Here is a 22,030-nt window from a genome sequence, read left to right on the forward strand (position 1 = left end):
CACCACGTCCTTACTCATAGTTCCCTCCGATTGAGCGACTCCACCGCATGTTCCGCGGCCCGCGCGGTCAGGGCCATGTAGGTCAGGGATGGGTTCTGGCACGCTGCCGAGGTCATGCACGAGCCATCGGTGACGAAAACGTTCGGGGCATCCCACACCTGGTTCCTGGCGTTGAGCACCGAGGTCTTCGGGTCACGCCCCATGCGCGCGGTGCCCATCTCGTGGATCCCCATCGCCGGCCAGTAACCGTTGTCAAAGGTCTCGACCTCGCGCACACCGGCCGCCGTGAGCATCTCGGCCATATCGTTCATCATGTCCACGCGCATCAGGCGCTCGTTTTCCCCGGTGGCGCAGTCGATCGACAGCACAGGCATTCCCCAAGCATCCACCTTGTTGGGGTCCAGGGCGATCCGGTTCGCGTGGTTCGGCAGCATCTCGCCAAAGCCGGTCGCACCAATCGACCACTCGCCCGGCTGCGTCATCGCCGTCTTGAACGAGGCGCCGATCCCGAGCTCGGCGACCGCGCGTTCCCAGCCGCGCCGGTTCGCGCTGCCCTGGTAGCCAAACCCGCGCAGATAGCCGCGCCGGTCCCCAAACAGGTTGCGATACCGCGGGATGTAGAAGCCCGTGGGGCGCCGGCCGTACACGTACGAATCCTCCATCCCCTCGATCACGCCGCGCGCACCACACCGGAAGTGATGGTCCATGAGGTTGTGCCCCAACTCTCCGCTGCTGCTCCCCAGCCCGCCCGGCCACACGTCCGTCGCCGACCGCATGAGGAGCCAGGTGGAATTGAGTGTGGAGGCACACAGGAACACCAGCCGCGCGGTGTAGTCGGTGGTGGCCTTCGTCGCGGCATCGATCACGCGCACGCCCGTCGCACGCTTTCGGTCCTTGTCGTAGAGCACTTCACTCACGATCGCGTGGACCTTGAGGGTCAAGCGACCCGTGGCCACCGCGGCCGGCAGGGTGGACGACTGTGTGCTGAAGTACGCGCCGTGCGGACAACCGAGCCAGCAGGCATTGCGGTACTGGCACGCGGTGCGACCGGGCAGCGCTTGCGTCAGGTTCGCGGTGCGGCCCGGGATGATCCGACGTCGGCCACCAAACCCCTTCGCAATGCGCTCCGCCACCTTCTCCTCGGCGCAGTTGAGGGGCATCGCCGGCTGGAACTCGCCGTCGGGGAGCTGGGCGAGCCCCTCACGAGATCCGGCGATCCCGGCGAACCGTTCCACATGGTCATACCATGGCGCGAGCTCGGCGTACCGAATCGGCCAGTCGATCGCGATTCCATCGCGCTGGTTGGCCGTGAAGTCAAAGTCGCTCAGCCGGTAGCTCTGGCGACCCCAGAGCAGGGAGCGGCCCCCGACCTGGTAGCCGCGATACCAGTCGAATCGCTTGACCTCGGTGTACGGATTCTCCGTCTCATTGGCCCACCAGTCGAGGTTCTTCTCGTTGAGTGGGTAATCCCGCTTGAGGACCGGGTAGTCCTGCTCCATCTGCTGGGTGCGGCCCCCGCGGTGCGGGTACTCCCACGTCCCTTTCGTGGCGTTGGGATAGTCCTTGACGTGCTCGACATTCTTGCCGCGCTCGAGTAGCAGGACCCGCAGCCCCCGCTCGGTCAGCTCCTTGGCGGCCCATCCACCAGATATTCCGGACCCAACGACGATGGCATCAAATTCGGTGGACTGCACAGTGCCTCCTGAGCTGTCGGAACGCCTAAGGAAGGCCCAAAGCAGCGAGCGGGCAAGGGGGCCACTCTGGCCCTCTTGCCCGCCCCGTGGTGCTGCGCCGACTGGCGCGACCTAGTACCGGTAGTGATCCGGCTTGTACGGGCCGTCGACCGGAACGCCGATGTACGAGGCCTGCTCTTCGGTCAACTTCGTGAGCTTGACGCCCAGCTTGGCGAGGTGGAGGCGGGCGACCTTCTCGTCGAGGTGCTTGGGCAGGACGTACACCTGCTTCTCGTACCGCGACGTGTTGCCGTAGAGCTCGATCTGCGCGATGACCTGATTCGAGAACGACGACGACATCACAAAGCTGGGGTGCCCCGTGGCGCAGCCGAGGTTGAGGAGGCGGCCTTCAGCGAGGACGAGCACCGAGTGGCCGTCCGGGAAGATGTACTCGTCGAACTGCGGCTTGATGTTGTTGCGCGTGATCCCCGCCGACTTGAGCCCGGCCATGTCGATCTCGTTGTCGAAGTGGCCGATGTTGCCGACGATCGCCTTGTCCTTCATGCGCTTCATGTGGTCGACCGTGAGGATCTTCATGTTGCCGGTCGCCGTCACGAAGATGTCGGCCGTCGCGAGGACCTCGTCGAGCGTCGTGACCTGGTAGCCTTCCATCGCGGCCTGGAGCGCGCAGATCGGGTCGATCTCGGTGACGATCACCCGTGCGCCCTGCCCACGCAGCGCCTGCGCGCATCCCTTGCCTACATCCCCGTAGCCGCAGATCACGGCGACCTTGCCGGCGAGCATCACGTCGCTGGCGCGCAGGATGCCATCCGTCAACGAGTGGCGGCAGCCGTACAGGTTGTCGAACTTGGACTTGGTGACGGAGTCGTTGACGTTGATCGCCGGGAAGAGCAGCGTGCCGGCCTTCATCATCTCGTAGAGGCGGTGCACCCCGGTGGTGGTTTCCTCGGTCACGCCCTTGATCGCGGCGGCCACCTTCGTCCAACGACCCGGGTGCTTCTCCAGCTCGTGACGGAGCAGCTGCAGGATGACCCCCCACTCCTCGCTGTCCGTCTTTGGGTTGAAGGTCGGCACCACGCCCGCCTTCTCGTACTCCACGCCCTTGTGGATGAGCAGCGTCGCATCGCCGCCGTCGTCGAGGAGCATGTTCGGCCCCGTGCCGTCCGGCCACATCAAGGCCTGCTCGGTGCACCACCAGTACTCGTCGAGGGTCTCGCCCTTCCACGCGTACACCGGGACACCCGTGGGATGGTCGACGGTCCCGTGCGGGCCCACCACCACCGCGGACGCCGCATGATCCTGGGTCGAGAAGATGTTGCAGGACACCCAGCGGACGTCGGCGCCGAGCTCCACGAGGGTCTCGATCAGGACCGCGGTCTGGATGGTCATGTGGAGCGAGCCCATGATCTTCGCCCCCGCGAGCGGCTGCTTTGCGCCGAACTCCGCGCGCAGCGCCATCAGGCCGGGCATCTCCACCTCGGCGAGGCGAATCTCCTTCCGCCCCCACTCCGCGAGGGAGATGTCCTTCACCTTGAAGGCGGGTCGGTCCATGGGGGAATCCGTTGCGAGGATCGGTCGTGCCGTCGAAGTCATGATGGTCTCGTTGGTTGGTGTGTCGTGACTGCCACTCGATTCATGTCGGTGCCTATGGAGAGGTCACCGATCTTGCGTCTTTGTGCTGGTTCTGGTTCCCTGCGCGACAAACAGTCCCGGCCCCTTCGCCTCGGGATCCGGCGCGAGGCGCCGATGACGCACCCCTTCCAGTCCAGCCGCGCTCATCCACTCACGGAGCTGGCGCTCCTCGAATCCGGACCAGGCATGCCCCATGGACCGGCGCAATTCCTCCCGATCGTGGGGAACCATGTCCATGACGACCAGTCGGCCCCCCGGTTTTAGGGTCCGCGCCGCCTCGGCAAGGACCACCCCCGGCTCCGGGAGGTAGTGCAGCACCAGGGAGAGGATGGCGAGGTCGAGCTCCCCATCGCGGACCGGCAGGCGCTCGAGGTCCGAAAGTCGCCACTGAACGTTTGGGCGTTCTCCGACCCGTTCCCTGGCTGCGGCAAGCATCTCCTGCGAGCCGTCCACCGCCACCACGCGCCGAACCTGATCCGCGAGGAGGGCCGTGAGCTTGCCGTCCCCGCAACCAAAGTCGCCGACGTCAGCGTCTGGATTGACGAGGGCGGCCAGCAGGTTGAGGTCCGTCCCCCGACCGAACAATTCGCCCCGATGGTCCTGCCAGCGGCCGGCCTCGGAGGAGAAGAACTCCTTCGACCGCTGACGCCGTTCCGCGACTACAGCCGCCACCCGACCGAGGTCGGTGGCGGCCCCAGCCGAGGTGTCCATGTCACGTCGGACCACTTCCCAGAGCTGCTCGGGCCACGCTCCCGCGTCGCTCACCTTTCGATAGAAGCGGGACGTGCCGTCCGCCCGGCTCGTCACCCAGCCGTCGTCGCCGAGGAGCTTCAGGTGGCGCGAGACCGTTGACTGCGGAAGTTGCAGCGCTGCAACGAGTTCACTCACCGATAGCTCATGCCCGTCCAACGCCAGCAGCAGCCGCGCCCGGGTGGGATCGGCCAGTGTAGACAGGTGGGAGAAGGCGGCGGTCGTCATTCCATCCGTGTATGCGGATGGAAGCGTATTGTGTGCGTGTTCTCAAGTCAAGGCGCGGGACCAGGGGAACGGGCGCGCGATATCACCCTGTTACAGCGGCGCTGTGCGCGGGGGCGGGGAGCGGTCGACGGCCTACAGCGACTGGTATCGTCCCGGTGTCGGGCGTCCCAGCAGCTCCATGTCGAGTGCGTGCCGGACCCCTTGCAGCAGGTCTTCTCGCGAGAAGGGCTTAGTGAGTGTCGGCCCGAGCTCGGCCAACTGGGCTTCCACCTCGGGCTCGTGGCCGATGTAGCCGGACATGAAGACGATCGGCATCTCGTGGCCACCTTTTCGGATGGCCCGAGCCAGCGCCAGCCCATCCATGTTCGGCATGACGACGTCGGTGAGGACCAGGTGAACGCGCGCCCCGGCAGCGGCGAGGCGCGCGAGTGCCTCGACGCCGTCGGTTGCCTCGATCACGCGGTAGCCGTGGTGTTGGAGCCCGCGCCGTGCGACCTCGCGAACGGAGGCCTCGTCCTCGACGAGGAGGATGGTCTCGTCACCGTCCACGACCTGGGGTCCGTCGCTGGTCGATGCCGGACGCTCTGCCGTGGCCGGCAGCCAGACATGCAACCGACTCCCCTCACCCAGGGTCGACGCGGCGGCGATCGCGCCGCCGTGTTGCGTGATGATGCCATGGCACACGGCGAGCCCCAGGCCAGTTCCCTTGTCGACCTCTTTCGTCGTGAAGAAGGGCTCGAAGAGGCGCGACAACACGGCCTCCGGCATCCCGACGCCCTGGTCTGCCACGGTCAAGTGGAGATAGGGCCCGGGCGGCACCTCGGAACTTCCGACGGCGCGAGGTTGCGTGACCTCCTCGGCCTTGAGCTGCAGGGTGATCACGCCACCGTCCGGCATGGCGTCGCGGGCATTCATGACGAGGTTGAGGATCACCTGCTCGACCTGTGAGAGGTCGGCGCGCACGCACGGAAGTCCTGGGGCAATCTCCAGCACAAGGGAACACGACTCCCCAACCAGCTGCTGCATGCTGCGTTCCATGCGTTCCACCAGCGGCCCGAGGTCGACCACCGCGCGCGAGGTGGCCTGGCGCCGGGCAAAGGCGAGGAGCTGGCGCGTGATGCCAGCCACTCGTTCGCCGGCGCGCCGGATCTCGGCGAGGTCTCCGAGCAACGCCGGATGGCCCCGGGCCGCGTGTTCGGCTAACTCGGTGAAGCCGAGGACACCCGTCATGCTGTTGTTGATTTCGTGCGCGACGCCGCCGGCCAGGCGGCCGAGGCTTTCGAGCTTTTGGGCTTCGACCAACTGCTTCTCCAGTCGCTTGCGTTCCGCCAGCTCCCCGGCAAGCTGGGCGGTGCGCGCTTCCACCCGGCGCTCCAGGGTGGCCCTGGCGTTCTCGAGGTCCGCGGTGCGCGCGCGCACTTCCTTCTCCAGCATCACCCCACGCTGCACCAGGCGACGCTGCCGGGCACGGGCGCCGGCCAGGGTGATCAGGACCCCCGTCATGACGACGGCGGGGAGGAACCATGGCCGTTCGTACCAGGTCGACGCCACGTGGATGGTCAGCGTGGCCATCCGGGGCGTCCAGCCCCCTTCTTCGTTGGCGGCCCGGACCTGCAGGTCGTAGCGACCGCCGCGGAGGGGGCCAAACGCCAGCGTGCGCCGCGTGCCCGCGTCGATCCATGCGGTGCTGATCCCTTCCATCCGGTATTGCACGCGCACCCGGCTGGGCTCAACGGCATCGGTGACCGCAAAGGTGAGTTCGATGCGCTCGACGCCGGGATCCAGCGCCAGCGCGCGGTCCCACGCGACCGGCCGACCGTTTACCTGCAGGCGCTCGACGTGGACTTGCGGCGGGATCGTGTCCGCGTGCACGGCCGTCGGGTCGACGCGGACGGCGCCGAGGTAGGAGGGGAACCAGAGGTGCCCATTCGCGTCCCGATGAATGGCGCCCTGGAAGTCACCGTTGAACTCCGTGGTGGGGAGCCCATCGCGTCGGTCGAAACTTCGCACCTGCAGGGGTGCCCCGCGTCCATCGACGGCAGCCTCGAGTTCCTGAACCGACACGCGCGTCAGCCCAAAACTCGAACTCAGCCACAGGTGACCGGTGGTGTCTTCGGCGATCCCAAGGATCTCGCGATGCAGGCGCGCGTCCAGGTGACCCAATCCAACCACGCGATCCTTGCGGAGTACGTACAGTCCCGAGTCTGAGGTACCGATCCAGACGTTCTCGCCCTGCGGATACAAGACCAGGACTTCCTCGTCGGTGAGCCCTTCGCGGGCGCCATACCTGGTCTGGCGCGCTCCTTCGATAACGGTGAGGCCAGGTCGTCCGATCAGGAGCCGACCGGACGCATCCTCCCGGATGTCGCGCGGGTTCGTGTCGCCTGATCGGCCGAGTTCAGCGTCCACACGTCGCGCCGGCCCCCCATCCGAGCGGAACAGCCCGCTGTCGGTGGAGAACCACATACTCCCCTTCGAATCGCGAAAGATCCCGACGATGTCACCGGCTGCGAGTTGGTAGCGCGCACTCAGGTCGGTGACCCCGGATCGGGAGACCTGGAGGACGCGCCGCAGTTCGCGCGTGACGTAGACTCCGTTTCCCGGCGCGGGCCAGGTCGCCGGTGAGACCTGACGTGGAGATGGCGGCAGCACCTCGTGGTGTTCGCCATCGCGAAACCGATAGACGGCCCCGGACGCGGTGGCCGTCCAGAGATCGCCCTCGGGCCCCGGGCGGATCGACCAGGCGGATCGCGTGGGGCGGAGGTCCCCATAGGTGGTGAACGCACTGCGCTGGTAGCGCTCGAGGCCGGCGCCCGTTCCCGCCCACATCCGCCCCCGGGTGTCGAGGTGGAAGGCCCAGACCTGTTCGGTCGACCCGGGTTCTTCCTGGCGGAGCCGGCGTCCGTCCCAGGTCAACACGCCATGGTTTGCCGAGCCGATCCAGAGACGCCCGTCCGGGCTGGCGCCTAACGACCACACGGCACTGGGAATACCAGCGCGCGTCGCATCGATGCGGCGCGTGACCTTGGCCCCCTGGGCGGAGAGGCTGAGCTGCACCACGCCGGCCCGCGTGGCGGCCCACAGGCCCCGGGCACCATCGGGCAGGATGTCGAGCACATCCGGATCATCCGTCCACCCGCTGATCGGCACCCGTTGGACAACGTCGCCGTCGACACGCGCCAGGAGGTTGCGCCCCGCGACCCAGATGCGCCCGTCCGCATCGCGCGCCAAGGCGTAGGCGTACTCCGGTCCGGTGATGCGACGAAAGCGCTCGCCGTCGCCACGATAGACGCCGGTGGACGTCGCAACGAGGTAGGAGTCTCCGTCCTCCAGCACCCTCCATGTGTTGCGCAGCGGGACCTGCGTGCTGTCGATGCGGCGGAACTCACCACTTGATTCACGCAGGGCCAGCCCCCGGTCCGTCGCGACCCAGAGGCGTCCACGACGGTCGACCGTAAGACCGTTGATCCAGAAGGCCGGGAGGGCCGGGTATCGGTCCGGGGCGAAGGTGGTGAAGTTCACGCCGTCATACCGTACGACACCACGGCGTGTACCTAACCAGAGATAGCCATCCGGGGTCTGGGCCACCGCGTTGACCTGGGTCTCCGGAAGACCCTGGTCCTGCTCGATGGCGCGCCGGAACCAGGCCCCAGTCGCCACGGGCTGGGCCAGTGCCGGGCGCACCACCCCGAAGGTGGTGACCGCCACGAGAAAGAGACGGGCGACGGAGACCATGATCGCTTGTAATAGTATCGTCCCGACGACACGTTACGTCCCTTAGGATTCTCCCATCGAGTCACTCGCGCCCTCTCACCGCCGCACATGTTGCTCGACCAGATCCGCGCCTTCCTGCGCAAGGACACTTCGGCCCCCACACCGGAATCCGCCGGCCCCGATCCGGTGCACGTCGCGGCCTGCACCCTGATGCTGGACATCGCTTGGGCGGACGGAGAGTTCACGGCTCCGGAACGGGCCCACCTTGAAGGGGTCCTGGCCCGGCACTTTGCGTTGCCCGCCGAGGCCGGGCGCGAGTTGATCGCCCTGTGTGAACGCGAGCGGTTGCAGGCGGTGGATCACTTCCAGTTCACGCGTGTGTTGCGTGAGCAGTACGACGTGGGGCAGAAGATGGTGCTCGCCGAGATCATGTGGGGGCTCGTCCTCGCCGATGGGAAGGTGGCCGACCACGAGCACTACCTCACGCGCAAGATCGCGAACCTGCTGGAGCTGGAGCCTGGCTACCTGTCGTCGGCCAAGCAGTCGGCGCAACAGCGTATCGAGGCGGTGCGAACCCAGGCCGGCGAGTAGCCTAACGCACCACGGCGGCCGGCTCGACGCAGACGGGACAGATGGCCATCTGCGGCTCCACCCCGAGCGTCACGGTCACCGGACCCAGTGACGTTGGGCGGTTGAGCACGGTGTCGTTCACCGCAATCGAGAAGGTGAGCCGACGCCCCGAGACTACCCCCGAGACCTGCGCGGGCAGGGATTCGCGCGCCACCGGAAAGGCCCGCAGCGTGTAGCTCCCGTCGACCCGAAAGCGCCCGTCCGCGTCCAGGCGGATCGGGCCCGGGAAGTCCCCCTTGGTGCAGCCGATGTGAATATGCACCAGGTCGGCGGTCACAATGACGCCTCGGTCCTCCGCCCCCCAGCGTCCGACGGCGAGCTGGTCGCGGGGCAGGTCAGCCGTACCGCCGGAGATCGCACAACCTCCGCAGGTGAAGGCGCCCAACAGGAAACGAAGGGATCGCATGACCGGACGACACCGCTCCCGTCGCCGCCCCCGACGTGCCTCAGGGCACCACGGGTCGCGGGGGTCGGGCGGGGCGCGTGCCGTTCATCCGCGGACGCGGGCCGTTCCCGAGCGTGGTCGCCAGCTCCAGGATGTAGTTCGTGATACGGGTATAATGCGGATAGTCGATGAACTCGGCTTCGTCGGTCCGCTGGTGATAGTCCCCATGCAGCCCCGTGAAGAAGAAGGCGATGGGCACGCCTTGCAGCGCGTAGTTGTAGTGGTCGCTGCGCCCGTAGATGTTGTTGTAGCCGGTCCAGGCGAGGGTGCTGTCGTACCGGTAATCGAGCTGGAAGGGCCGCGCCCGCTTCTGGTTGACCGCCGCGACCGTTTCCCCGAGGTCCTTCGAGTCGAAGAACGAGCCGACAACGCCGAGGTAGTCCTCGCCGCCCCCGGGGATGTCGCCATCACGCCCGCGCCCGATCATGTCGATGTTGATCTGGGCCACGATCGAGTCCATCGGCACGGTCGGGTGACGCGTGAAGTACGCCGACCCGATCAACCCGGCCTCCTCGCCGGTGTGCCAGACCAGCAGGGTCGAGCGCTTGGGCTTCACGCGCATCGCCTGGATCGCTTCGGCCATCTCGAGGAGGGCCATCGAGCCGGAGCCGTCGTCATCGGCGCCGTTGTTGATGGAGTCCAGGCGCGCGACCGGGTGGGCGCGGCGAATACTGTCCATGTTTACGCGAATGGCGGCCAGCTGGTCCCGGTTCAGCGCCACCATGTTGTTGGCCAGCAGCATCCGGTTGCGGATGTCATTGAAAGCCTTGAGCGAATCCTTGTCGACCGGCGTGTTGAAGCCGACATGGTCGTTGTGGGACCCGAGGGCGACGTATTGTCCCTTGAGCTGGGGGTCGCTCCCCGGGATCACGGCGACCACGTTGCGCGCGTAGTTGCTGGGCAGCTCGACGTAATCGAGGGAGGCGTTCACCGAGCCGCCGATCGTCCCCGGCCGCAGGCGCTCCACGGGCTGTCCGCCGAACAGCGCCGCCGCGCCGGCTTTCGTCAACCGAAGGGTGGCCTGCGGGGCCAACTGGTCCAGCTGTGCGCGCAGCATCGCGAGGGAATCCCCACCGGCGGGCGCGCCCCCCGGGCGGCCGCGACCACCACCCGACTGCGTGGCGACGTCGGGCTGGTTCAGTTTCTGTCGCTGCGCGAGGGACAGGCCGTCGAGATCGACAGTGGCAATCGCCGCCGCCGCCGCAAGTCGCGTGTTGGGTGGTGCGCCGAACTGTGGTCGTCCGCCGGGGGCTGCCGCCGCGCCGGGTAACAACACGACCAGCTTGCCGGCCGCCGCCGCTGCGGAAATCTGTCGCGACGTATCACCGGCCACGCCGCCAAACACCACCTCCGCGCCAACGATTGGCCGCGGAGCGCGCGGACCCGGCACGGCCACCCAGTCCCGGTTCCATTCCAGGGGATTGCCGTTCACGGCCAGCCGCGAATTGGCCGTAAAGGAGCGCAGGTGATACGGCAGGACCTGGAAGTAGGTCCCGTTGTCCCCGGCTGGTGCGACGCCGAGCTTCTTCAGCTCGGCGGCGATGTAGTCGGTCCCCTTCATGTTTCCGATGCGTCCCACCTGCCGCCCGTGCATCGAGTCGTCGGCAAACTGGTAAAGCCGGATCTGGAGGTCGCGGGCGGTGATGGCGGCCGTCGTCGGTGCGGGGCGCAGTCGCGGCGGGTTGCCGTAGCGGTTGAGCTGCGCGAGGACGACGGAGGGGGCGAACGCAAGGAGGAGAGCGGCGCGCATGATCACGGGCGGGTGAGAGGCGGACACTAACAGCGAGCGGAGGGACGCTTGAGTCCCTTCTTGTCGGCCGCTGTCTGGTAGACGATGGAGGCGGCGGTGTACGCGGCCATCTGCGCGATGTTCATCCGTTGGTCGCCGGCACCACACCGATTGGTCACGCGCACAGACGGCGGGGCCTTGGTGTCGGGCGCCTGTGCCACCCACTGGACCTGCACCTCGTCAATGGTGCGGCAGCTCATGTCGGTATTGGTGCCAGGCATCGCGTCACACATCGCGTTCTTCATGCCGACCCGCAGCGTCATTTGCATCGCCTCGCCCGCGGTCGCCATCTTGAGTCCCGCATCCCGGAGGCCGGCCAGGACCATCGGCTCAAAGTCATTGGGCGTGCCATAGCGCCGATCCACGGGGAAGTTGGCCGCGGTGTTCCCCGAGCCCCAGTCCAGCGCCATCTTGCACGGGGTGTCGCGACATGGCCCTGCCGCAGGTGGTGCGTCCTGTGCGAGGAGTGGCGACACACTGAGAACGGCAACGACGGATACGGCGAGACACGCGCGCATGGGGGACTCCGCAGGGGTTGGCGGGATTCTACCCCCTGAACCGGCCGTGTGCATAGTCAGGCGGGAGCGGATCCCGTCGCGTGGACTGTTCGTTGCGGCCGCAGGTCGCCGGAATCACGTAGGGACGCCATCTTCGGTCGTCCAAGGAGGCTTGATGAATCGATACCTGTTCGTTGTTGCCCTGGCCGGTTGCGCTCGCGGTGAACCAGCCGCCGACGAGGGCGCGCGACGGGCGGAGGCCTCCGGCGACTCGACCTTCGCCGCCGTACAGGATCGTGGCGCGGTCGCGATGGGGGTCGACCAATACACCTCGACGCACCACTTCACCCCGCTCCCGAACGGCGGGTTAATTGAGCTGCAGCGGGACAGCATCGACCCGACCGGCATTACGCAGATCCGCGCCCACATGCGGGAGATCGCGACGGCCTTCGCGGCCGGCGACTTTACGCTTCCCGGGATGGTGCATGCCCAGGTCGTCCCGGGGACCGAGACCATGGCCGCTCGACGATCCACAATTTCCTACGTGGCCGAAGAGCTGCCGAAGGGGGCGCAGGTGCGTATCACGACGACGGACAGTGTCGCCCTGAAGGCAGTTCACGAGTTCCTCGCCTTTCAGCGCCAGGATCATCACGCGGGCATGCGCCACGACGACTGACGTTGTGGCGCGGCCGTGCTGAGAGGTTCGATAGCGGGACGGAAAGATCAGGGGCGGTCGCATCCGGCGCTGTCTGGAAGAGAGACCCTTTCCTCAAGGCCATGCGAGTCGCGAAAGCAGCCTGTGTCCTCTCTCTGCTTGGGGCATGCAGCACGTCCACTGGGCCGGACCTGTCGGGTGAGCCCGCAGGCGGGGTGGCCTCGCGCATCACGTACGAGCTTCAGGCGGTGGCCGGCGGCCAACCGCGGCTCACGGTGCTGACCTTCGATTCCTTGAGTGCCCGGTGGGACGACGTCACCTGCGAGGGGGGATCCCAGCTGGGCCGCTGCGAACGTACCCTCACACGCTCGGGCGTCGCCGGTGCGGCCGAGCAGGCCACGCTCTGGCAGGTCGCGACCTCCGCAGAGTTCCGGGCGCTGCGGTCGACGTACGGGTTCCCGAACGGGATGGTGCCGCCGGACGGTTCTGCGGCAACGCTGACCGTGGTAGCGAATGGTCGGCGCTGGCAGGTGTCCTATGACACGCGGGCGCCGCTCCCGGCGGCACTGCCCCGGCTGGAGTGCCTCCTGCGCGTGGTGCGTGGTGACCTGATCGTGTGCGCCTAACGCGCGGGCCTTGCGCGCGCGGCACCCGCGGGACGGGATATGGGACACTCGCAATGGCGCGGGGCTGACTAACTTCCCCGCATGACGCGCATCCACACCCACTCCGATCGCGGCCCGGCCGCGATCGGCCCGTACTCCCAGGGGATCTGGGCGGGCGACCTCCTGTACCTTTCGGGCCAGACGCCCATTGACCCCGCCACGGGAAAGTTGATCGACGGCGACGTGGAGGCCCAGACGCATCGCTGCTTCGACAACCTGCTCGCGATCCTGGGCGACGCCGGCCTCACGAGCGACGACGTGATCAAGTGCAACGTCTACCTCACGGACATGGCGGACTTTCCGGCGATGAACGCGGCGTACAAGACGCGCTTCGCCTCGCCGTATCCGGCCCGGACGACCGTCGCCGTTGCCGGATTGCCGTTAGGCGCCCAGGTCGAGATCGAACTGGTCGCCCGGCGCTCGCGGTAGTCCCGCGCCGCGTGGGGCGCCGGCCATCGTGCCAGGCGCCCCGGTGAATCAGCGGCCGGGCTTGTAGGTCTTCTCGGTGTGCCCGGTGAGCTGGTCGGGGTAGAAGTACACCTCGCGCAGGTTCCCCGTGGCGTACCGCTCGGCCTGGTCGTTGAAGTGTTTGGAGTCCATGTGGCCGCTTTCGCCTCCGGCGCTTACGGCCCGCGCGCGGACCTTGTCCCCAAATTCGACCACGGCGACGAAGGAATTCCCGCTGGTGCCGTACCACTTCTTGGTGGTGGGGTATGGACGTGCGCCAAACGAGGCCAACGATCCCCAGCGGGCGGACGTGAACATGACCGGGATGCTGGGTTTCGCGTCGTCGAAGGGGTGGACGATCTCGGGGCTGATGCGCTGAAAGCGGTTGATGTCACCCCACGGGGTGTCCCACTTGCCAAAGTCCGCCGCGAGCTTGTCGACGGCCGCCGCGAGCCCTTCGAGGCGCTGGGCGGCCGCTCCCCGTTCCATGTACTCATAGCCGTTCATCGACTCGGCCTCGGGATGTTCGTCGGCGCGCTGCCGACGGAACATCTCCTCGCCCCAGAAGACCGCGACGGCGGTCGGGACCGAGGTCGCGCTCCAGCGGAAGTCCCACGTGCGGAGCTGGGCGATGGGATCGGCGAGCTTGGCCTTGAGCGGGGACGCGGCCGGGAGGGCATCGTAGGCCTTCACGAGTGCCGGCACACTCGTCTCGAACGCCGGCAGGTAGGAGTCGTAGGCCGCCGCGAGGAGTGAGTCGAGGGTGAAGTTCTTCCGGCCGCTGAGCACCCGGATGGCATGCACGCCGCGTGGGTTCTCGGTCCCTTCATCGAAGTAGCCAGGGTAGGTCGACTGCTTTGGTGAGTTGGGGCCAGCGGCAGTGTACGGAAAGTTGTTGGTGTTGTAGACCCAGCCGTTAGGCGGGTTCACGACGTTCGGGCTGTCGTCCAGCGCGTGGGTGTCCTGCCAGTCGGTGGCGGGGTTGGTGCCATCGACCGGCACCTGGTAGTTGTAGGTCGTGTCGCGCCGCGGAACGAAATTGGCGTGGAAGTAGGCATACGTGCCCTCCGCGTCGGCATACAGCGTGTTGTTGGACGAATTCGTGTGCAGGGCCATCGTCTCGCGGAACTCGGCGAGGTTGCGCACGCGGGTGCGCAGGTAGGACTGGCGCAGCGCCTTGAGCGGCTCCTCCATGATCCGCATGGCGATGTACTTGCCATCGGCGCGCCGGACCACCGGACCGTGGTGCGTGCGCCAGGTGGTGAACTCCCGCGTGGCGAGCCCGGATGCGGTCTTGTAGGGGACGGCGATCGTGCGCACGGTGACCGGCTTCAGGTCCTTGCCGTGCCGGTAGAACACGCCGCTGTCGGCCTGGACGATCGTCTCGATGTACTCGTCGACGTTGTCCACGTTGCTGGAGGTGTGCATCCAGCCGGCCTTCTCGTTGAACCCCTGGTAGATGAAGAACTGTCCCCAGGTCACCGCGCCGTACGCATTCAGTCCCTCGTCGCTGGTCATCTGCAGCTCGGAGCGGAAGAAGAAGGAGGTGTGGGGATTGATGAGGAGCATCGCCTTGCCGTTGGCCGTCATCGGGCCACCGATGGCGATGCCGTTGGAGCCCCGCGGCTCCGGCTCCACGCCGGGGTCCGCCACGGCAACGTCCTTCGGTGGCGTGCTGTCGTGCAGGGCCTGGAGACCGCGCAGGTTCACCCGCTCGATGTCACCCCCAATGCTCCCCTCGCTAAAACTCAGCGCCATCCACGGCTCGAACGTCGTGATGACCCGCGGCTTCACGTCGGGGTGCGTGTGCAGATAGTAGTTGAGCCCCGCCGCCCACGCATCCATCAGCTTCACCAGCCAGTCCGGTGACTCGCCGTACATGCGCTTCAGCTGTTCCGGGTCGATGAACAACTTCTGCCGGAGGTCACGCCAGATCGCCTCCTCCCCCTCGGCCTCGGCGAGTCGCCCCAGGGAAGCCAGGTAGTTCGTCTCGACCCGGTTGAAGTCGTCTTCGGCCTGGGCATAGATCATCCCGAAGACGGCGTCGGCGTCCGTCTTGCCCTTCACGTGGGCAATGCCCCAGTCGTCGCGGGTGATCGTCACATTGGACGCCTGGGCCTCCCAGGCCGCGACCTCGGGGCTGCTGGCGGCGCCGGTGCAGCCGGCCAGGGCGAAGACGATAAGGAGCGTGCGAATCTTCATGGTGCAGGGCAAGAGGAATCGAGAGTCCCAAGGTGTCGAAAAGACCCGCAACAGGCCAGAGCACGGGGCATTGGAGACGCCCGCCCGGGCCCGAGCAACCAGACCGTGACGGCGCGCACCTTCCCCGGCGGTCCTGAGCCTGTAGGATTGGGGCGATGCCATTCCCTGCCGCCTCGCGCGGACCACGCCTTCGTCAACTCCGTGTCCCTGCCTGGATCCTGGCGGCGGCCGGGATGTTCTACATCGCTTGGGGCGTGTGGGCACCAGCCGCCTCCCTCCAGGTCACCGGCGTCGGCGCACCTGCTGTTCGGTTGCAGCTGCCCATCGAGTACCTGCTGCTGGCCCCGATCACGCGGATCCTTGACGAGCTCACGCTGCTCGATGACCAGCAACACCTCGCGATCCTATGGACCCTGGGGGTGATCGTCGTGGCCGTGGCCCTCCGCACGGCACTGCGCACCCCGTGCTGGTTCACCCGCGCGCGAGCCGCGGGCCGTGCCGCGGCGGTGGCGTTCGGTGTGGGACTGGGCGTGTACGTCGTCGGGGCCCTCGTGCCCCGCCCCATGGCCCGGCTGGTCACAACGGACGCCGAGATCGCGCTGGTGGACTTTCACAGCCACACGGATCGATCCCACGATGGGCGCTGGCGCTTTGATGCCGAGTCGAACCGGGCGTGGCACGCGGCGGCGGGGTTTCACGCCGCCTACGTGACCGACCACCAGACAATGCAGGCCTGGCGGCTGCTGGCCGCGAGTGGCGAGCTGGCGTCCAGCCGCACGTCGTTGCGCGAAGCCTCGGTGGTGGGCGGTATCCCCAGCACGGTGTCCACCACGCTGCTCCCGGGGATCGAGAGCGTCGTCCCCGGTGCGCACCTCAACCTCCTGGGTGTCTCCACCACGCACCTCCCGCTTTTCTCCCACCGGCGCAACCTCGACACCGCGCAATTGGCGAAGTTCGGTGCCGTCGACCGCCCGCTCGCCCTGCTGACGTTGCCGTTTGACCTGGGGCGGTCGCTCCACCGCCCGCCCCGCATCGACGCGATCGAACTCACCAACGGAGCCCCGAAAGGACTCCGTTTTTCACGAGAACACCGGTCGCGCATCGTGCACTTGGCCGACTCACTCCAGGTGCCGTTGGTCGCCTCCAGCAATCACCACGGGTGGGGCTCCACGGCCGTGGCATGGACGGCGATGCGGCTCCCGGGTTGGCGGCAGCTCTCGCCCCTCGCCCTCGATGCGGCCATCCGTGAGGCGTTAGGCGCCGGCGCGGGCCGCGTGTTTGTTGTCGAGCGCGCCGGGCTTGCAGCGACGGGAACACCGATCGCCCTCGCGATGACCGTCCCTCGACTCACCTGGCAGGCGGTCCGCATGGCGACGGTGCCGGAACGTCTGGTCAGCATAGGATGGTTGGTCGCCGGCCTGGCACTCTGGCGACGCCGGGTGCGACGCGCGTGAATTGGGGTGCGGCTGCGGCCCTCGCAGGGCTTGCGGCGTGCACCGCGACCCGTGGCGTCGCGGTGCCTTCCGTGTCCCCAGTGGAGTTGGCCGCTCGTGGTTTCGATGCGCCGGTCCACCGAATCCCGGCACTCGCGCTCTCCACCCGGGGCACGCTGATCGCCGCGTGGGACGCGCGACCCACGATGGCCGATGTGCCCAGCCACATCCGGTTGGTGATGCGTCGCAGCCGAGACGGTGGACGCAACTGGGACGACCTGCGGGTGGTCCGCGCGGATACCGCACCGTTGGGGTTTGGCGATCCCAGCCTCCTGGTGGATCGTGCGACAGGTCGCGTGTTCCTCTTTCACGCGGCCTCCGTGCGGCAGGGCTTCTTTGGAGGATCCACCGGAACCCGGGACGATGATCCCGACGTCCTGCAGGCTGATGTGAGCTGGTCGGACGACGACGGGGCCACGTGGACGCACCGCCGCCTGACGTCAGGCATCAAGGCGCCCGGGTGGGGCGGGTTCTTTGCCTCCTCCGGCGCCGGCGTGCAGCTGCGCAGCGGTCGCCTCCTTCAGCCCTTTGTCATCCGGAAGGACGGCGCGACGTGGGCGGCGGTGTTGCGCAGCGATGATCATGGCGACCACTGGACGATGGGAGCACTCGTGGGCCCGGGGCTCGACGAATTCGAGGTCGTCGAGTTGTCCAACGGCACGGTGATGCTGAACAGCCGGGCCAAACCGTACCGGCTGGTGGCCATCTCCACCGACGGTGGGGTGACGTTCACCGTGCCACGCTCCGATCGCGCGCTCCCGGACCCTGCGAACAATGCCTCGCTGATCCGGGTAGACCCGCTCGCCCCACCCGGGACGGCCCGCGCTCGGCAGCTGGTCTTCAGCAATACCGCAGATACCCTGCGACGCGCGAACCTGACGTTGCGCTTGTCCTGCGACGACGGTGCCACGTGGCGTTCCTCGCACGTCCTCGCTGCGGGCCCATCGGCCTACTCGACCCTGGTGATGCTCCCCGACGATGTGGTCGGTGTGTTGTATGAACATGGCGCATACGACGGCATCAGCTTCGCCCGTCTCCCACTCGGCACCATCGGGCGCTGCTAACGCAGGGCTGCCACGATCGCATCAAACACCAACTCGTCGCTGACCGGACCGTCGGCCGTCGGGTGAACCTGCGCACCCCAGGCCACCACCACCACCTGTGCCGTCGGGTTGATGTACACGGACTGGCCGTGGATCCCCACAGCGGAGAACGCGCCGTCCCGACGTCCTGCCTCCGTGGTGGCGGGCCACCAGAGATAGCCATAGTGCAGCGGCGTCCCGTTGCGCAGCACCTTGGGTGATCCCGCCTCACGACTCCATCCCTCGGGTATGAAGCGCCGCCCGTGTGCGACCCCGTCCTCGAGGATGAACTGCCCAAAGCGCGCATAGTCGCGCAGCGTCGCGCTGATGCCAGACCCGCCGATCTCGATCCCCTCGGGGGAATCCAGCCACCAGGTCCCATCCGCCTCCATCCCGGCCGGTCCCCAGATGACGTCGGCGAGGTAATCGGCCAGCGGCTTCTTCACCGCGCCGCGCACCACCTCGCCGATCACCTGCGTCTCTCCCGTGCTGTAGGTGTTTTTCGTCCCCGGCTCGGCCGCACGCGGCAGGGACGCCATCACCGTCATCGCCGACCCCGGCACCTGGGAGATCTGCGCATCCAACAACCGGCGTCGATCCGATGCAGGATTGGTGTAGGTTTCGTTCCACGACACGCCAGACGCCATCATCAGCACGTTGCGAATCGTCACCCCGTCGTAGGCGCTGCCCGCGAGGCGCGGCACGTATCGGGTGACCGAGTCCTCCAGGCTGCGGATCGCCCCATCGCGCAGCGCGGCCCCGACGAGGGTGGCCGTGATGGACTTGGCCACGCTCATCGACATCCAGCGCGTCGCCGGGGTGTTGCCGAACTCGTGGCGTTCGAGGGCCACGGCACCGTCCTTCAGGACCAGCAGGCCGGCGACCCGGTTGCGCGCGACGTAGTCGTCCAGGGTGAGGGTGCTGTCTCCCTGCGTGAACGAGACGGCGCCGAGTGGACGCGTCGATGGCGGGAGCGGCCGCACTGTATTCCCGTGACGGATGACCCGCGACGGGAAGAGCCGATGGATGTTGCGGAAGGTCGTGACCGCGAGATCGGGGGTGAGCGCGCCATCGTAGCTCTGCCGTACGGTTCCGATCGGCTCCTGTTCATGTGGGTAGGACGCCACGACAGCCGGCGCGCTCGTGCATGCGCTGCTGCTGACGACCCCGAGGAGGGTCAGGAGGGTCCCGCCAATCAGGTTTCGACGCATGCATGCACCAGTTTGAGAGGGTGAATCGCGTCGCGGCCTGTCCCATGTGCCACCTGTTGGCGACACGAGACCCCGGTCGCCGCGATGATGGCCCCGGGTGCCGCGCGCACGGTCGGCAGGAGGCGCAATTCGCCAACCTGCATCGAGATGTCGTAGTGCTCGTGCTCAAAGCCGAACGAACCGGCCATCCCGCAACACCCTGCGTCAAGGACGTCGACCCTCGCCCCACCGATGCGCTGCAGCAGCTGTGCGGTCGGCTCCACGGCGGATGCAGCCTTCTGATGACAATGCGGGTGAAAGAGGATGTCCCGCCGTTCGCGCGACGTGAGCGACAACCGGCCAGCATCGATCGCCTCCAGAAGGAGGGATTCGACCAACTGGACGCGGGCGGCGATCGCCGGTGCCTTGTCCGGAGCGGCGCCGAGAGTGACCAACTCGTCACGCAGGGTGAACAGGCAAGACGGCTCGACGCCGACAATCGGTACGCCCGCCGCGGCCAGCGGATACAGGCGCTCGGCGAGGGCGGTGTGGCGCGCCCGTGCGTGGTCCAGCATCCCCTTCGAGATCAGCGACCGACCGCAGCAGACGTCATCCACCAGGATGACGTCGTGGCCCGCCAGCTCCAGCAACTCGATCGCCGCCTGTCCGATCTGCGGCTCTGTATAGTTGGTGAAGGAATCAGCGAAGAAGGCAACGGTGCCGGCCGGGGCGCCACGCTGCCGGGTGGTCGCACGACGGGCGAACCACTGGGACAGGGTCTCCGGGGCAAACACCGGCAGCGGTCGCCGGCGATCGATCCCCAGGGCGCGTTCCATGACGGCGCGGACGGGCCGCCACTGGGAGATGGCATTCGCGAGGGGTGCCACGGCGCTCCCCATCGCGTTGAGCGTGCGTGCGTGGCCGAAGAAGCGCGTGCGCCAGGACGTTCCCTCGACCGCCTGCACCTGGGCGAGCACCTCGCTCTTGAGGGTGGCCATGTCCACGCCGAGGGGGCACTCCGTGGCGCAGGCCTTGCACTCAAGGCACAGGTCCAGCGACTCGCGCAGGCGTCCATCGCCTAACGCGGCCCGGGGATCGGGTGACCGCAGCGCCTCGGCCAGGGCCATCGCCCGCCCGCGCGTGGCATGTTGTTCGTCGCGCGTCGCCATGTACGACGGACACATGGTCGCGCCGGCGCCCGGCGACTTGCGGCACTGCCCAATGCGGGCGCACCCGTTGGCGTTGGCGTACATCCCCCCATCCGCCAGCGAGGCGAAGTGCGTGGCGATGGGGACCGGCGCATGGCGACCCTGGTCACGCAGGTGAGACGTCATCGGCGGCGCATCGACCTTCTTGCCGGGATTCAGCCGGTGGTGGGGATCAAAGAGCCCCTTCACCTCGCGCATGACGCCGTACACCTCGGCGCCATGAATCCGTGGGTTGAACTCGCTCCGCACCAGGCCGTCGCCGTGTTCACTCGAGTTGTTGCCACCAAACTCGGTGACGAGGGCCAGCACCCCCTCCGCGACCGCGCGCATGGTCGCCACCTCGGCGGGGCGGCTCAGGTCCATGAAGGGACGCACGTGCATGCAGCCCGCCGAGGCGTGGCCGTAGAAGCCGGCCTCGAGGTGAAAGCCGCGCAGGAGGCTCGCGAATCGCTCACAGTACTCCACGAGGCGCGACGGATCCACAGCCGTGTCTTCCACAAAGGCAATCGAACGTTTGCCTCCCTGTCCGGCGGCCAGCAGGAGCCCCTGGCCGGACGCGCGCAGCTCCCGGAAGCGTTTGAGGGTGGCCGGCGTATCCGCACGGAGCGCCGCATACCCATGGCCATGAGAGCGCCAGAGGGTCGTGAGGCGATCCGCCTGTGCGGATGCCTCGTCAACGGTGTCCCCATAAAACTCGACAAACAGCAATGCGCCGGGCGACCCGTCGAGGAACGAGACGACGTCGCGATGCATCGGCGAGCGGCGCGACAGGTCAAGGATGAAGTGATCGACCAGCTCGATGGCCGCCGCGTCGCACGCCTGGGCGTCGGTGGTCGCGGCAATCGCCTCGGAAACCGTGTGGAAGTGCCCGGCCACCGCCACCACGTGCTTTGGCGTCGGGACGAGGCGCACGGTGGCCTCCGTGACGAGGGCCAGCGTTCCCTCGGAGCCGACCACGAGGTTGGCGAGGTTGAAGGGTCCACGATCGGGGAGCATCCGTTCGAGGCGATAGCCACCGCTGCGTCGCCAGAATGGCGGCATGTCACGTCGGATCGCCGCGTCGTGGCGCGAGATGAGTGCGGGGAGCTCGCGATAGAGATTGGCCTCGAGGGTGGTGCCGCGCGCACGCGCGGCGATCTCGTCATCGGCGGTCGCGCGGAGGTGGGCGCGACTGCCATCGGAGAGCACCACTTCGACGGTCGCGACATGATCGATCGTCATGCCATAACGCGCCGAGCGCATGCCGCACGAGTTGTTGCCGATCATCCCGCCTAACGTGGCCCGGTTGGCCGTGCTGGTGTCCGGGGCGAACATCAGCCCGTGTCGCGCGACCGCCCGGTTGAGGTCGTCCTGCACCAGGCCCGGCTGCACCCGCGCCACCTGGTGAGCTGCGTCCACCGCGAGCAGCGCGTGCATGTGGCGCGAGAAGTCGAGCACCACAGCCGCGGCGACCGTCTGGCCGGCCAGGGAGGTTCCGGCACCACGCGCCAAGACAGGAACCCCATGGGCCGCAGCGACCTCAACCGCAGCGCTGACGTCGTCGGCATCCCGGGGAAAGGCGACGGCGAGGGGCTCGATACGGTAGATACTGGCGTCCGACGCGAACTGCTGGCGTGCCACCTGGTCACCACGAACTTCGCCGCGCAGCGCGCGCCGAAGGGACTCGACCAGGTCGTGGGAATGCACTTTGCGTTGGGTATTCGTGAGCG

Annotated in this window: 16 protein-coding genes; 6 read left to right on the forward strand and 10 right to left on the reverse strand. The window is 67.6% G+C overall.

Going from position 1 to position 22,030, the window contains the following annotated elements; all coding sequences use genetic code 11:
- Positions 1 to 14: 14 nt before the first annotated feature.
- The 4 genes from IPK85_05890 to IPK85_05905 form a co-directional block, all read right to left on the reverse strand.
- Positions 15 to 1,694, reverse strand: coding sequence for a GMC family oxidoreductase (locus IPK85_05890; protein MBK8246914.1), 1,680 nt, complete (start codon positions 1,692 to 1,694; stop codon positions 15 to 17).
- Between the two features lie 111 nt (positions 1,695 to 1,805).
- Entirely contained in the window at positions 1,806 to 3,245 is a 1,440-nt protein-coding gene (locus tag IPK85_05895; protein MBK8246915.1) for an adenosylhomocysteinase, read from the reverse strand.
- A 105-nt stretch (positions 3,246 to 3,350) separates the two neighbouring features.
- Positions 3,351 to 4,304: a metalloregulator ArsR/SmtB family transcription factor gene (locus IPK85_05900; GenBank protein MBK8246916.1), complete on the reverse strand. Its 954-nt coding sequence runs from the start codon at positions 4,302 to 4,304 to the stop codon at positions 3,351 to 3,353.
- A gap of 132 nt (positions 4,305 to 4,436) precedes the next feature.
- A complete protein-coding gene (locus IPK85_05905; GenBank protein ID MBK8246917.1) occupies positions 4,437 to 8,039 on the reverse strand; it encodes a response regulator in 3,603 nt (1,200 codons plus the stop codon).
- Positions 8,040 to 8,126: 87 nt separating this feature from the next.
- Between IPK85_05905 and IPK85_05910 the strand changes: the two genes are divergently transcribed.
- Positions 8,127 to 8,609, forward strand: coding sequence for a TerB family tellurite resistance protein (locus tag IPK85_05910; GenBank protein ID MBK8246918.1), 483 nt, complete (start codon positions 8,127 to 8,129; stop codon positions 8,607 to 8,609).
- Position 8,610: 1 nt separating this feature from the next.
- Here the strand turns inward: IPK85_05910 and IPK85_05915 are convergent, their stop codons facing one another.
- The 3 genes from IPK85_05915 to IPK85_05925 are packed head-to-tail and all read right to left on the reverse strand — an operon-like array spanning position 8,611 to position 11,400.
- A complete protein-coding gene (locus IPK85_05915) occupies positions 8,611 to 9,054 on the reverse strand; it encodes a hypothetical protein (protein MBK8246919.1) in 444 nt (147 codons plus the stop codon).
- Positions 9,055 to 9,094: 40 nt separating this feature from the next.
- Complete coding sequence (locus tag IPK85_05920) at positions 9,095 to 10,843, reverse strand: M28 family peptidase (protein ID MBK8246920.1); 1,749 nt, start codon at positions 10,841 to 10,843, stop codon at positions 9,095 to 9,097.
- 26 nt (positions 10,844 to 10,869) lie between these two features.
- The gene (locus IPK85_05925) at positions 10,870 to 11,400 is read right to left on the reverse strand and encodes a hypothetical protein (GenBank protein ID MBK8246921.1); all 531 of its coding nucleotides are present in this window, start codon (positions 11,398 to 11,400) and stop codon (positions 10,870 to 10,872) included.
- Positions 11,401 to 11,554: 154 nt separating this feature from the next.
- On the opposite strand from IPK85_05925, the gene IPK85_05930 reads away from it, so the two are divergent.
- The 3 genes from IPK85_05930 to IPK85_05940 all read left to right on the forward strand — a co-directional run bounded on the left by IPK85_05930 (position 11,555) and on the right by IPK85_05940 (position 13,128).
- Complete coding sequence (locus tag IPK85_05930) at positions 11,555 to 12,055, forward strand: hypothetical protein (GenBank protein MBK8246922.1); 501 nt, start codon at positions 11,555 to 11,557, stop codon at positions 12,053 to 12,055.
- A gap of 101 nt (positions 12,056 to 12,156) precedes the next feature.
- Complete coding sequence (locus IPK85_05935; GenBank protein ID MBK8246923.1) at positions 12,157 to 12,660, forward strand: hypothetical protein; 504 nt, start codon at positions 12,157 to 12,159, stop codon at positions 12,658 to 12,660.
- An 81-nt stretch (positions 12,661 to 12,741) separates the two neighbouring features.
- The gene (locus IPK85_05940) at positions 12,742 to 13,128 is read left to right on the forward strand and encodes a RidA family protein (GenBank protein MBK8246924.1); all 387 of its coding nucleotides are present in this window, start codon (positions 12,742 to 12,744) and stop codon (positions 13,126 to 13,128) included.
- Between the two features lie 48 nt (positions 13,129 to 13,176).
- On the opposite strand, the gene IPK85_05945 is transcribed toward IPK85_05940, so the two are convergent.
- Positions 13,177 to 15,348 carry a penicillin acylase family protein gene (locus IPK85_05945; protein ID MBK8246925.1) on the reverse strand — a complete coding sequence of 724 codons (2,172 nt, stop codon included), beginning with the start codon at positions 15,346 to 15,348 and terminating at the stop codon, positions 13,177 to 13,179.
- A gap of 155 nt (positions 15,349 to 15,503) precedes the next feature.
- On the opposite strand from IPK85_05945, the gene IPK85_05950 reads away from it, so the two are divergent.
- Positions 15,504 to 16,802 carry a hypothetical protein gene (locus tag IPK85_05950; GenBank protein ID MBK8246926.1) on the forward strand — a complete coding sequence of 433 codons (1,299 nt, stop codon included), beginning with the start codon at positions 15,504 to 15,506 and terminating at the stop codon, positions 16,800 to 16,802.
- Positions 16,751 to 17,905, forward strand: coding sequence for an exo-alpha-sialidase (locus IPK85_05955; GenBank protein ID MBK8246927.1), 1,155 nt, complete (start codon positions 16,751 to 16,753; stop codon positions 17,903 to 17,905). The genes IPK85_05950 and IPK85_05955 overlap by 52 nt, the downstream gene beginning before the upstream one ends.
- Here the strand turns inward: IPK85_05955 and IPK85_05960 are convergent.
- A complete protein-coding gene (locus IPK85_05960; GenBank protein MBK8246928.1) occupies positions 17,902 to 19,134 on the reverse strand; it encodes a serine hydrolase in 1,233 nt (410 codons plus the stop codon). The genes IPK85_05955 and IPK85_05960 overlap by 4 nt on opposite strands.
- On the reverse strand, positions 19,119 to 22,007 hold the full coding sequence (locus IPK85_05965) for an FAD-binding protein (GenBank protein ID MBK8246929.1): 2,889 nt from the start codon (positions 22,005 to 22,007) through the stop codon (positions 19,119 to 19,121). The genes IPK85_05960 and IPK85_05965 overlap by 16 nt, the downstream gene beginning before the upstream one ends.
- Positions 22,008 to 22,030: the final 23 nt, after the last annotated feature.

The organism is Gemmatimonadota bacterium (genome assembly GCA_016712265.1).
In the GTDB taxonomy this organism is placed as follows: domain Bacteria; phylum Gemmatimonadota; class Gemmatimonadetes; order Gemmatimonadales; family Gemmatimonadaceae; genus RBC101.

Excerpts from the sequence above, each read along its gene's own strand:
- IPK85_05895 (MBK8246915.1), bottom strand. The coding sequence starts at position 3,245 with ATGGACCGACCCGCCTTCAAGGTGAAGGACATCTCCCTCGCGGAGTGG.
- IPK85_05900 (MBK8246916.1), bottom strand. The coding sequence starts at position 4,304 with ATGACGACCGCCGCCTTCTCCCACCTGTCTACACTGGCCGATCCCACC.
- IPK85_05905 (MBK8246917.1), bottom strand. The coding sequence starts at position 8,039 with ATGGTCTCCGTCGCCCGTCTCTTTCTCGTGGCGGTCACCACCTTCGGG.
- IPK85_05910 (MBK8246918.1), top strand. The coding sequence starts at position 8,127 with ATGTTGCTCGACCAGATCCGCGCCTTCCTGCGCAAGGACACTTCGGCC.
- IPK85_05915 (MBK8246919.1), bottom strand. The coding sequence starts at position 9,054 with ATGCGATCCCTTCGTTTCCTGTTGGGCGCCTTCACCTGCGGAGGTTGT.
- IPK85_05920 (MBK8246920.1), bottom strand. The coding sequence starts at position 10,843 with ATGCGCGCCGCTCTCCTCCTTGCGTTCGCCCCCTCCGTCGTCCTCGCG.
- IPK85_05925 (MBK8246921.1), bottom strand. The coding sequence starts at position 11,400 with ATGCGCGCGTGTCTCGCCGTATCCGTCGTTGCCGTTCTCAGTGTGTCG.
- IPK85_05930 (MBK8246922.1), top strand. The coding sequence starts at position 11,555 with ATGAATCGATACCTGTTCGTTGTTGCCCTGGCCGGTTGCGCTCGCGGT.
- IPK85_05935 (MBK8246923.1), top strand. The coding sequence starts at position 12,157 with ATGCGAGTCGCGAAAGCAGCCTGTGTCCTCTCTCTGCTTGGGGCATGC.
- IPK85_05940 (MBK8246924.1), top strand. The coding sequence starts at position 12,742 with ATGACGCGCATCCACACCCACTCCGATCGCGGCCCGGCCGCGATCGGC.
- IPK85_05945 (MBK8246925.1), bottom strand. The coding sequence starts at position 15,348 with ATGAAGATTCGCACGCTCCTTATCGTCTTCGCCCTGGCCGGCTGCACC.
- IPK85_05950 (MBK8246926.1), top strand. The coding sequence starts at position 15,504 with ATGCCATTCCCTGCCGCCTCGCGCGGACCACGCCTTCGTCAACTCCGT.
- IPK85_05955 (MBK8246927.1), top strand. The coding sequence starts at position 16,751 with ATGGTTGGTCGCCGGCCTGGCACTCTGGCGACGCCGGGTGCGACGCGC.
- IPK85_05960 (MBK8246928.1), bottom strand. The coding sequence starts at position 19,134 with ATGCGTCGAAACCTGATTGGCGGGACCCTCCTGACCCTCCTCGGGGTC.